The 11,803-nt window shown below is 59.6% G+C and carries 9 protein-coding genes and 1 tRNA gene; 8 read left to right on the forward strand and 2 right to left on the reverse strand.

Annotation, left to right across the window (positions count from 1 at the left end; genetic code table 11):
* The first annotated feature begins 91 nt into the window (after positions 1–91).
* Both K8U03_00690 and K8U03_00695 read left to right on the forward strand, forming a co-directional pair.
* Positions 92–370 carry a hypothetical protein gene (locus K8U03_00690; protein MCE9603400.1) on the forward strand — a complete coding sequence of 93 codons (279 nt, stop codon included), beginning with the start codon at positions 92–94 and terminating at the stop codon, positions 368–370.
* 7 nt (positions 371–377) lie between these two features.
* Positions 378–1,652 carry a Tm-1-like ATP-binding domain-containing protein gene (locus K8U03_00695; GenBank protein ID MCE9603401.1) on the forward strand — a complete coding sequence of 425 codons (1,275 nt, stop codon included), beginning with the start codon at positions 378–380 and terminating at the stop codon, positions 1,650–1,652.
* Here K8U03_00695 and K8U03_00700 read toward each other — a convergent pair.
* A complete protein-coding gene (locus K8U03_00700; GenBank protein MCE9603402.1) occupies positions 1,630–3,228 on the reverse strand; it encodes a sigma-54 dependent transcriptional regulator in 1,599 nt (532 codons plus the stop codon). The genes K8U03_00695 and K8U03_00700 overlap by 23 nt on opposite strands.
* A 57-nt stretch (positions 3,229–3,285) precedes the next feature.
* Positions 3,286–4,899 carry a hypothetical protein gene (locus K8U03_00705; GenBank protein ID MCE9603403.1) on the reverse strand — a complete coding sequence of 538 codons (1,614 nt, stop codon included), beginning with the start codon at positions 4,897–4,899 and terminating at the stop codon, positions 3,286–3,288.
* A 428-nt stretch (positions 4,900–5,327) separates the two neighbouring features.
* Here K8U03_00705 and K8U03_00710 point away from each other — a divergent pair, with 428 nt between their 5' ends.
* From K8U03_00710 to K8U03_00735, 6 genes are all read left to right on the forward strand, one after another.
* On the forward strand, positions 5,328–6,689 hold the full coding sequence (locus K8U03_00710; protein ID MCE9603404.1) for a sodium-dependent bicarbonate transport family permease: 1,362 nt from the start codon (positions 5,328–5,330) through the stop codon (positions 6,687–6,689).
* 133 nt (positions 6,690–6,822) lie between these two features.
* Complete coding sequence (locus K8U03_00715) at positions 6,823–7,455, forward strand: hypothetical protein (GenBank protein ID MCE9603405.1); 633 nt, start codon at positions 6,823–6,825, stop codon at positions 7,453–7,455.
* 213 nt (positions 7,456–7,668) lie between these two features.
* Positions 7,669–8,010 (forward strand): DUF3467 domain-containing protein, encoded by a 342-nt coding sequence (locus tag K8U03_00720; protein MCE9603406.1) that lies wholly within the window; start codon positions 7,669–7,671, stop codon positions 8,008–8,010.
* A 13-nt stretch (positions 8,011–8,023) separates the two neighbouring features.
* Positions 8,024–9,943, forward strand: coding sequence for a preprotein translocase subunit SecA (locus K8U03_00725; protein ID MCE9603407.1), 1,920 nt, complete (start codon positions 8,024–8,026; stop codon positions 9,941–9,943).
* Positions 9,944–10,050: 107 nt separating this feature from the next.
* Positions 10,051–11,541, forward strand: a complete 1,491-nt coding sequence (locus K8U03_00730; protein ID MCE9603408.1) for an ATP-binding protein — start codon at positions 10,051–10,053, stop codon at positions 11,539–11,541.
* Positions 11,542–11,719: 178 nt separating this feature from the next.
* Positions 11,720–11,793, forward strand: a tRNA-Thr gene (locus tag K8U03_00735).
* Positions 11,794–11,803 lie beyond the last annotated feature (10 nt).

An 11,803-nucleotide genomic window follows, 5' to 3' on the forward strand; every position in this document is an offset into this window, starting at 1 on the left:
GTTAAGCTAAGCGTCTTCTATGACCAGCGATGTCTCACCGCCGAACCGACCTTCGCGACGCACCGTGAAGACGCCGCGCTTTTCGCCCCCCATGCGAATCCTGTGGTGGCTCGGAGCACTTCTCCCCTCGATCGTGCTCTTGATCGAGTATGCCGCGCCGGCGACGTTTTCCGGCTACCGCTTCGTTACGCCGCTGAACACGCTCGCCGTTTCCGTCATCGTCTGTTCGGCCGCGAGCTATTCGCAACGTCGCGGCCTCGAGGCGCAGTTGATCGACTTCTCGCTCGTAATGCTCCTCTCTCTCGCTCAAATCACGCTGATTCACGCGCTGGTTTATCTCCGTTTCATTTCGCCGTCGATCACCCCCTAGACGTCTTATGCCGTACGTCTACGCCATCGCGACGATGGATACGAAAGGGGAAGAGCTCGCTTACACGGCCGAGCTTTTGCGCCGCGCGGGAGTCGAAGTCGCCGTGGTCGATGTCGGCACGCATGGCCCACCGATCGGCTTCGAGCTGCTCGCCGGCGACATGAAGCGCGTGCCGCGCGAAGTCGTCGCAGCGAGCGTCTCCGAGCAGGTACTAGGCTTCGCCGATCGCGGCGCAGCGGTGTCGGCGATGTCGCTCGCTTTGACGAACTATCTCACCGCCGAACATGCCGCCGGTCGACTTGCCGGAGCGATCGGGCTCGGCGGCGGCGGAACCGCGCTCATCGCGCCGGCCCTGCGTGCGCTCCCGATCGGCGTGCCGAAGCTGCTCATCTCGACGATGGCCTCGGGCAATGTCGCCCCCTATGTCGGCTCGACCGATCTCGCCATGCTCTACTCCGTGGTCGACGTCGCCGGTTTGAACTCCGTCTCGCGACGTATTCTTGCGAACGGCGCGCACGCGCTCGCCGGCATGGTGAAGTTCGCCGACTCTTCATCATCACCGGCCACCACGCTGCAAACGCCGTCGACGAGGCGATCTCGAACCGTTGCTATGACGATGTTCGGCGTCACGACGACTTGCGTCGACGGCATCCGCCGCTCGCTCGAGGCACGTGGCGAAGACTGTCTTGTCTTTCATGCGACCGGTTCCGGCGATCGGGCCATGGAAAACCTCGTGCGCTCCCAACTCATCGACGGCGTGATCGACGCCACGACGACCGCCGTGGCCGATGAAGTGGTCGGCGGCGTGCTCGCGTGTGGGCCCGAGCGGTTCGATGCGATCTTGGCGGCGCGCTTGCCGTATGTCGTGAGTCTCGGCGCGCTCGACATGGTAAACTTCGGCGCTCGTGAAACGGTGCCCGAGCGGTTCGCGGAGCGAAAGTTGCACGTCCACAATGCGCAAGTCACGTTGATGCGCACGACGGCCGAAGAGTGCCGCGCCATCGCTCGTTGGATCGCGGCGAAGCTCAATCGTTCGACCGCGCCGCTGACGATTTTGATCCCGGAGCGCGGGCTTTCGGCCCTCGATGCCGAAGGAATGGCGTTTTACGATCGCGCGGCCGACGCGGCGCTCTTCGACGAGCTTGAGCATCGACTCCTGACGACGGCCGAGCGCCGTATCGTCCGACTGCCGCTGCACATCAACGATCCCGAATTCGGCGCGGCGCTGACGGCCGAATGGCTCGCGCTCGCCTGCGAAGTTAATTCGCCGAGCGTTCGCTGAGCATGCCGAGGGCGCGAAGTTTCGTTCGCAACGTCATGCGCGAAATACCGAGATATTCGGCCGCGAGCTGTTGATTTCCTTCGGCGTAACGCATCACCATCTCCAACACGATCCGATCGACCTTGTTGCCGACTTCGCGATAGACGTTCGTCGATTCATCGGCCAGAAGGTTCCGGGTCAGCGCGGCGAGATCGAGCGGCACGTCGCCGCTGTTGTGATTCGGACCATGTACACCCGCGGCGTTTGCGGAAGCCGGCTCGACCTGCGAAACCTTGCCGTTGGACGACGACGATGCGTTCGTCGGCAGCGGATTGCCGGGCGAGAGCGGCATTCCGATTTCGGTCGCGCCGTCTTTCACGCCGCTTTCGAGAATGAAGGTCGAGCCCGCCGCGGGCGTCGCGCGGACGCGACAAACGTCGGGCAGCGAATCGGCAGTGATGATCTCTCCGGTCGTGCGCACCATCGCATAGCGGACGGCGCTCTCCAACTCGCGAATGTTGCCGGGCCACGAATGGCGCTGCAGCAACTCCAGCGCTTCGAGCGTGATCGCGCGGATTCGCTTCTTCAACTCCCGATTGAACCGCTTCAGAAAGTGCTCGGCCAAGACCGGAATATCTTCGCGTCGATCTTGCAAGCGAGGAAGTTTGATCGTGAAGCCGTTCAAGCGATAAAATAAGTCGCGGCGGAATTTTCCTTCTTCGACCAGTTGCGCCAAGTCGCAATTCGTCGCCGTGATGATCCGGACGTCGGTCTGAATCGTGACGTTGCCGCCGACCCGCTCGAACTGCTGCTGTTGCAAAAGCCTTAGTGCTTTGGCTTGCGTCGCGGGGCTCATGTCGCCGATTTCATCGAGAAAGATCGTGCCGCCGTTCACTTGCTCGAACTTGCCGATCCGCCGTTGATCGGCTCCGGTGAACGCTCCGCGCTCGTGACCGAACAACTCGCTTTCCAGCAACGTCTCCGAGAGGGCCGCGCAATTGATCGCGAGAAACGGCTTCTGATTACGACTGCTGTAGTGGTAGATCGCGCGGGCGACGAGCTCTTTGCCGGTGCCGCTTTCGCCGAGGATCAACACCGTCGCATCTTGCGAGGCCACGCGACCGATCGTCTTGTAAACTTCTTGCATCGCGGGTGCGAAGCCGACGATCCGATCGGCATCGAGCGGTACGTCTTCCTCTCCCTCGGTCAGCCGCGCCGGAACGTGGCTCAACCGGCTCATCTCCAGCGCCTTCGACAACGACGCTTGCAACTGACGAAAATCGACCGGTTTGATCAAGTAGTCGAACGCGCCGCGGCGCATCGCATCGATCGCCGTATCGGTCTTCGAGAACGCCGTCATCATAATCACGGGAATGCGCGAATCGATCTCGCGAATCCGATCGTACGCATCGAGGCCCGAGATGTCGGGCAGCCGTACGTCGAGCAGTACGGCGTCGGGACGATGAAGCTTCACCATCTCGATTCCGACTTTCGCATTCGGAGCCGTGACGATCGTGAGCTTGTCCGTGGCAAGGCTCTCTTGCAGGCTCAGTCGGATGTTCGGTTCGTCGTCGACGATAAGCAACGTTTGAATCATGAGCGAAGCGACGAAGAAGAATTTCGGGGAGTTATGAATCGGAGGACGAACAAGGAATCAATTCGCGGCGACGAGCATCGCGCCGCTCGCCGGGCTTTCTTGCGAAACAGGTAAAAACGGCATCTCGATGACGAACTCCGCGCCGCGCGGGCTGCGATTATGGGCCGAAATCTTGCCACCATGCGCGGCGACGATCTGGCGGCAGATCGTCAGCCCGAGGCCGGTGCCGGTATCTTTCGACGTCACGAACGGCTCGAAGATGCGCGGCAACATTTCGTCGGGAAAGCCGGCACCCGTATCGAACAGGCGAATGCGAAACATCGGCAATTCTTCGGTCGGTGCATCGGCGGCGACGCGCAGAGCGTCTTGCTCCGAATCGAGATTCTGCATGGCGTCGGAAGTCGGAGGGTGCTCCGCGGGGTCCGGAGCTTCCAGCACGATCTGAATCATGCCGCCGTCGGGCATCTCGTCGAGCGAATTGAGCAGCAAGTTCAAGAGTAGTTGCTTGAGTTGCGCCATATCGCCCGACGCCGTGACGCGCCGACTCGGCACCACGCAATGCAACTCGACGTCGTGTTGATGGGCTTTCGGATAGACCAGATCCAGCGCTTGGTAGATCACCTCGGCAACATCGATCGGACGCATCGATAGCTCGGGCGGGCGAGCGAAATCGAGAAACGATTGAATCGACTCTTCGAGGCGAATGAGCTCTTCGTTGATGATCGTCAATTGCCGACGATTCAGCGGCGCCTCCCCTTCGCGCGACAATGCCGATTGCACGAGCACCTTGATCGGCATGAGCGGGTTGCGTAGTTCGTGTGCGAGACCGGCGGCTAGTTGCCCGACGATCGCCAATTGCTCGCTGCGGAGCAGTTCGGTTTCACGCTGCTGCAAGCGCTCGACGACTTGCGTGATCTCGCGCTCGACATGGCGGATGCTCGTTTCGACCCCGGCGAAGTCGCTATAGCGCGAGATGAAGACCGCCCCGTTGACTTCGTTCAGCTTTCCGGCCACGCCGCGCACCGAGACTTCCAATTGCACGATCGAACGATTCACGGCCCTTGCCAGCCCGACCCCGACCAGCAGCCCGGCGATGCTGCCGGTGATTCCGAGCAGCAGAAACCCGGTGCGCACGTATTGCGCCGTCACACGGCTCGCTTCGGTCGTGCGGTCGACGACTTGTTTATCGTAGTTGATGCAAGCGCGAGCCGGCACGAGCACGGTATTCGTCAACACCTCGTCGACCAGATGGGCATAAGCACGCTCGGTTTCGGCATTCGCCGGCGCATCGCGAAGCAGAGCGTATTCCCGCTTGAAGCGTTCGTACCCGTCGGCGACGATCTTGACCATCTCCGACTCCTCCGGCGTGCGCGCGGCATCTTTCGCGGCTTCGATCAACGGCTGCGAGTCGCGCAAAAACATATCGACGTTTTCGAGATGCTTTCTTTCGCGGGAACGAAGAAACAAATCGAGCTCGCGACGAATTTCGCGCATCGCCGTGAAGATTTCTTCGGCGGCGATCATGCCGTGTACTTCACGTGCAATGAGTTCCGAGCTCTCGAACTGTTGCTGCTGCACGTGCCAAGCCGCCGTGATGCCGACCGCCAAGAGCAATAAGCTCAGCGCAACCATCGGAGCGGCGATCTTCAGCGTGATCCGCGATTTCCACATCGGCGATTCGGCACGTTCGTTAGTGGGGGAGATGGCAAACTCTTAGCCGCGGCGCGCGGCCAAAATCTTTTCTTAGTGTCATCGATTCTTCCTCGAAAAGAAGAGGGGGTCTTAGAAGGCCTTCGCAGCGAAATCGACTAACAGAGGCCGCGTCATTTAGTCCGTCGAGCGTTTTCGACCCGTAAATCATAGGGTTTCAGGAATCACCCGCGAAGTGCATTCGCCACGGTCGATCCACCGCGGGCGAGCGTTCATTACGGACATTTAATTGCCTGCATTACGAACAAGTAAGCGCCCGGGCGTTGGCACGTCGACTGCTTTGTTCCGGTCGTACCGAGTTCGACGCTCGGCACGATCGAATCGAATACCAGATCGCGTTTCAAAGCTGCTTACACGCTCGTAGTCGCTTCTCATTTAAGGACGCCGCAATGCTACAAGACTTCCTCACGAACGTTTCGCACAACCTCTTCAAGCCGTTGCTGCTGTTCTTCTATGCAGGCTTCGCGATTCCGCTTTTGAGGGTGAAGTTCGAGTTCCCGAAGGTGCTCTATCAAGGACTCACGATCTATCTCTTGCTCGCGATCGGCTGGCACGGCGGAGAAGAGCTCGCCGGCTTGGAACCGGAAATGTACGGTCAAGCCGCCGGCTTCATGGTCGTCGGGTTCTTCACGAACCTGATCATCGGCATCGTCGCCTTCGCCTCGTTGCGGGCCTTCACGAAGCTCCGCAAGATCGACGCCGCGACGGTCGCCGGCTACTACGGCTCCGACTCGGCCGGTACGTTCGTCACCTGCCTCGGCGTGATGACGGCCGCCAATATCGCTTTCGCTCCTTACATGCCCGTGATGCTCGCCATCATGGAAATCCCGGGCTGTCTCGTCGCCTTGTTCATCGTGTCGAAGATGCGTAACTCCGGCATGGACGCTCTCGGCAACATGCCGGGCGAAGAAGGTTTCAGTCGCTTCAACCGCGCCGACGGCACGAAGCTTCCCGCCGCTCTCGACGAAGAGCTGGACGAAGTCGTGTTGGCGGAAGACGAAGAACTCGTCGCCGCCGGTTCGACGACGAAGTACGGCTCGGGCAGCGGCAACGACGTCCGTCGCGGTCGGGGCAACGGCGCCAACCACGGCGGCTCGCTGCCCGACGATGAAGAAGTTTCCCAGTCGAAGAAGGAACGCCAACAAGCTCTCGACGCCGAAGACGACATCGCCCTCCGCTCGGGCGATTCCAAGGACGGCAAACCGGGCGACAAGAAAGCCCCGCTCTTCAGCGGCGAGCTCCTGCACGAAGTGTTTCTCAATCCGGGCATCTATCTCTTGTTCGCCGGTATCGCCATCGGCTTCATCAGCCGGCTGCAAGGCGCGAAGGTGATCGCGGCCAACGACATGCTCTTCAATAACTTGTTCCAAGGCATGCTCTCGCTCTTCTTGTTGGAAATGGGCATGACCGCCGCTCGCAAGCTGAAAGACCTCAAGGCCGGCGGCTGGCAGTTCGTCGCGTTCGCTCTAATCGCTCCGAACGTGTTCGCCACCTTCGGCATGATCGTCGCCCACTTTTACGGCATCTTCTCCGGTCACCCGCTCGAACAAGGAACGTATGTGCTGTTCGCCGTGCTGTGCGGTGCGGCGTCGTACATCGCTCTTCCGGCCGTGCAACGGATGGCGATCCCCGAAGCCAGCCCGACGCTCCCGCTCGCCGCTTCGCTCGGTCTGACGTTCTCCTACAACGTCACGATCGGCATCCCGGTCTATATGGAGATCGCGAAGATGCTCATGCGATCTTCGGCCTAATCGTCGAGTCTGCGGACTTCGATCCGAGGTGCCTGGAGCGCTCTCGGATCGAAGCCGCACTTCCGATCCGTACCGTCTCTGAATGCAACCCGTAATCGAAACCCAATGGTCCGTGATTTAGGAGACCGTTTGTATGACGAAGTCGAACTATAACCGCTTGGAAGGACGTTCCGGCGACGATCGTTTTGAACAGGAATCGTTTGTGAACGGCAAGAATTTTTCGGCCGATCACGGCGGCATCGCGGAACTCGAAAAGCCTGCGTCGCGCGCAGGCCTCTCCGATCGCGACGAATCCGTCCTCGGAACTTCCGCAACCTTCCGCATGTTGCCGCAGCGGTTTAAGCAAGGCTCGATGAAGCTGCTGTGGGCCGGCGTCAGCGGCGGTCTCGGCGCATTCCTTTTAGCCGAAGTTCCCAACACGCCGGGCCTCGCCTTGAATCTCGCCATCATCGGCGGCATCGGCCTGATTGCCGGGGCAGTCATGGCGGCACTCGCGTTTCGCGACTTTACCGGTCGACTCATCGTCGACTCGCAAGGCGTCGCGCTGACCCCGCGCTGGGCCGGCTTCAAGCTCGCTTGGAAACAAGTCAGCTCGTGGCAAGTCACCGATGAAGATGAGTTGCCGCCGCAAATGCAGCAGCTCAAGCTGTGGCGAAAAGGAGAGTCGACGCCGATCATCGTGGACACGAGTTGGCTCTGCGTCGAGTCGCGCGGCACCCTGCGAAAAATCCTCCGCCAGGTCGCAGGGGAAGACCGCTTAGGCTAATCGACGGCTCGCGGCTCGCCGACGAATCGTCTACCGTTATCCCGCTCCTAACATCGCCTCGTCCGTCGGAAAATCGTTTCCGATAGGCGAGGCGATGTTGTTTTCAGGCAGAAGCGGAGCGACGGCCGCCGGCAATGGAATTGCATCACACGCGACGTATCGACTACGATGCCATCCATCTTCGCCGGCCTTTTACGAACGAGAGCTTGACCCATGGCAGAACAAGAACGGAAGCCCGACCCGGCCTCGCAACGGCCGACGACGGAAATCCAGATCGACGATTCGAAAGTCGCGGCGCTTTATGCGAACTTCTGCCGCGTTACCGGAACGCCCGAGGAGTTGGTGGTCGATTTTTCGTTGAATGCCGCCCCTGCCGAGCAACTCACGGGCCCGATCGTGTTGTCGCAACGGATCGTGCTGAGTTTCTTTACCGCCAAACGCCTCTTCCAAGCGCTCGGCATGTCGCTCCAGCGACACGAACAAGCGTTCGGTCCGATTGAAACGAATGTGCAAAAGCGGGTCGTGCCGCAACAGCAGCCACGACCGAACTCGTAGCGCGCTCGCGTCGATGCGCCGACTTCTCACCGCCTGGCGATTAGCTACCTGGCGCCGCAAGGTGGTGCCCGCGGTCCATGCTCGCGGCGCTCGACTCGCCGATCTCGAGGCCGAAGCGCTCCGGAAGGAAAGCCGGTCGGTAGGCTATCGGCTCAAGTGCGGCGAGCCGATTCACAAACTCGTTCCCGACGCGTTCGCACTTGTGTGTGAAGCGGCCCGGCGGACGATCGGCCTGACTCCTTACGACGTGCAACTCCTCGGCGGCATGGCGCTGTTGGATCGCGCAGTCATCGAGATGCAAACCGGCGAAGGGAAGACCCTCACGGCTTTGCTTCCTGCTTACGTGCGCTCGCTCGCCGGCAAGGGCATGCACGTCGCCACGGCCAACGATTACCTCGCCGCGCGCGATGCCGAAACGATGCTGCCGGTCTATCAAGCGCTCGGGCTCACGGTCGGCACGGTCACTGCCGATACGCCGCCGCCGCAACGGCGCGCCGCTTACCGCTGCGACATTACTTACGGCACGGCGAAGGAGTTCGGCTTCGATTTTCTTCGCGATCGTCTCACCTCGCGCACCGAAACGGAAGCCGGTCGACGGCACAACGAACTCTCGCCGGGCACCGACTCGCCGTTTCTGCAGCGCCCCGCGTATTGCATGCTCGTCGACGAGGCCGACAGCATCCTGATCGACGAAGCGAGCACGCCGCTCGTGATCGGCGGACCACGCTCGGCCGGGAGTGCGAGGCAGGAAGCTTGTTATCGTTGGAGCGCCTCGATTACGGCGCAACTCGCGGAAGGAACCGACTTCATCAGCGAGCAGCGACCGCGCCGCATCGAGCTCACGGCCGTCGGACGTCGGCATGTGCGCGAGTTGCCGAAGCCCGTCGCGGCGACCGAAATTTCATTGTCGATGCTCTACGAGTTCGTCGAGAGGGCCTTGCGCGTCGAGCGCGACTATTTGCGCGACCGGCATTATGTCGTGCGCGAGAATCCGAAAGAGCGCCGTTTGGAGGTCGTGATCATCGACGAATTCACCGGCCGACCGGGCGAAGGGCGCCGTTGGCAAGACGGCATCCATGAAGCGATCGAAGCGAAAGAGAAGTTGGAGATTCAATTCAACGAAGGACAAGCGGCCCGCGTCACCGTGCAAGATTTCTTCGGTCGCTATCCGCTGCTCTGCGGCATGTCGGGCACGGCGGCACCCTCGCGCGGCGAGTTCCGCGGGATCTACAAAGCCGATGTCGTAACGATTCCGACGCACCGGCCGAGCCGCCGCTTGCTGTTGCCGGCCCGCGTGCTGGGGACGACCGAAGCGAAGTGGCGGGCCGTGGTCGAGGAAGTGCGCGAGTTGCATGCCGTCGGCCGGCCGGTGCTGATCGGTACGCGCTCGATCGATAAATCACACCAACTCTCGACGCTGCTGACCGAGGGCGGCATTGCGCACGAAGTGCTCAACGCTTATCGCTTGGCGGAAGAAGCACGGATCATCGCGCAGGCCGGCGAGTGCGGCCGAGTCACGGTCGCCACGAACATGGCCGGCCGGGGGACCGATATTCATTTGAGTGCGGAGACGGTCGCGCTCGGCGGCTTGCATGTCATCGGCACGGAGTTGCACGAAGCCCAGCGGATCGATCGGCAACTCATCGGCCGCTGCGGCCGGCAAGGAGATCCCGGCTCGTTCCGCCAGTTCCTCGCCCTCGACGACGACATCCTAAAATCCGGCTTCGGCGAAGCGAAAGCGGAGCGAATCAAACAAGTCGGCGCATCGGCAACCGGCCCGCTGGAAAGCTGGCTCCCCCGCTTCCGCACGGCCCAACGAACGCTGGAGACCCGCCAAGTGACCGGGCGAAAGATGCTGCTACATCAGGAACAGCAAAGGCGTAAGTCGTTCGGAGAAATGGGGTTGGACGTTTATCTGGATGCTCCGGGGTAATCTACAATCAACCGACAAGCCCATAATTCTTTTCGATTTAGGCTTATGGAGCTACCATAAGCATCACCAAGAGTTGCTTAACGCCGTCTCCCTGCTAAGGTGAAGGGATGTCTAAATGGCTTCCAAAACCGGCCGACTATGCGGCAACATTCCGAACTCAGAATCCATGGCAGTCGCTCGGCGTGGTTCCAGCCGAGTTGGCGCCTGATACGCAGAGACCATTAGCAGATGTGCTTTGGAAGACGCTTCTCGACACCTCGTCAAAGCGACATCAAATCATCTTGGGGCCTCGGCGAGTCGGTAAGACGACCGTTATGTATCAGACAGTGCGCCAACTGTTGAATCGAAAGATCGTAGCGGATCGAGTTTGGTGGTTGCGTTTGGATCACCCTCTCCTAATTGATTGGGATTTGGGTGATATGGTCAAGCAGATCATCAAAATCTCTCGGGCTACAAACGACGCACCTGCATATGTCCTCCTTGACGAGCTGACCTATGCGAAAAAGTGGGATCTTTGGCTTAAGACGTTTTTTGACGAGAAATGGCCGATCCGTATCGTCGGCACGTCAAGCGCTACGGCAGCAGTCCGACAACGCGGAACGGAAAGCGGTGTAGGCCGATGGCACGAGCAGTATTTAGCACCCTATCTTTTTACGGAGTACCTCGACCTAAAGCGAATCACTTATTCGGTTTCGTGTGAGCAATCGCTCGGACAAACCATTGCGAGACTCATTGATCAAGACATGCCCTTCGACGCTTTGGCTGAAAGTCGAAGGCGATTTCTCCTCACCGGTGGCTTCCCGGAATTGCTACTGGCGGATAGGCGACCTGACGAGGCATCGGAACTGTTGCGATCACAGCGAGTTCTTCGATCGGACGCCCTAGAGAAAGCGTTGTATAAAGACATCCCGCAAGCATTTAATATTCAAGATCCGACAAAACTCGAACGTTTGCTTTACATCGTTGCCGGACAGATGACGGGAGTCGTTTCGCCGAATACGATCTCGGCAGGTCTCGAAATGGCCGCAGCGACAGTAGAGAGATATTTGGCATATCTCGAACGTGCCTTTATCGTCTTTACGCTTCCAAATTTCTCCCCATCCGAAGAGGCCGTTCAAAAACGTGGAAAGAAGCTTTATTTCGTCGATGGTGCCGTAAGAAATGCCGCACTTTTGCGAGGTATCGCTCCGCTTAGCGATCCGGCAGAGATTGGAATTTTGGTGGAGAACATGGCCGCAAGCCACCTTCGTGCTCTCGCCTACCAAGAAGATGTGCGTCTGTATCATTGGAGAAAAAAAGGAGCGGAAGTCGACCTCGTTTACGACCATCCGGACGATCCATTGGCATTTGAAATTACAGCTTCAAGGTCGCATGGACATAAAGGCATTCATGCCTTCCATGAGGCATATCCTAAGTTTCGGGGATCGTCCTATATTGTCGGAGACTTCGAAAAAGGAACTCATCCGACACTGGACCAGCCAGGTACCTTGCCTTTAGATCTCTTTTTTCTCGCGGTCGGCTGTCAGGAACGCCATGCACTCGAAAGCCGTGTCCGCGTCGGTCTCGACGATGGCGATGGTCAGCTACTACTGTTCTGATATCCGAATTTCTATCGAGCATCTCGACAATTCTCCGCGACCTATCACATACCCCCCTTTATTAGGGCAAGACCAACGGTTGCCCCCACTTGACTCAACCTTTGATCTCACCATAAATTAACAGTTTCCGTCAAACGGCCGTCTCGGGCTTTGCGCTCTCGGGGCACGTCGTCGCATCGCCGCTGTAGCTTCAATTGGTAGAGCACCGCTTTCGTAAAGCGGGGGTCGTGGGTTCGAATCCCACCAGCGGCTCTTGTTTTGC

The organism is Planctomycetia bacterium, from assembly GCA_021413845.1.
GTDB lineage: Bacteria > Planctomycetota > Planctomycetia > Pirellulales > PNKZ01 > PNKZ01.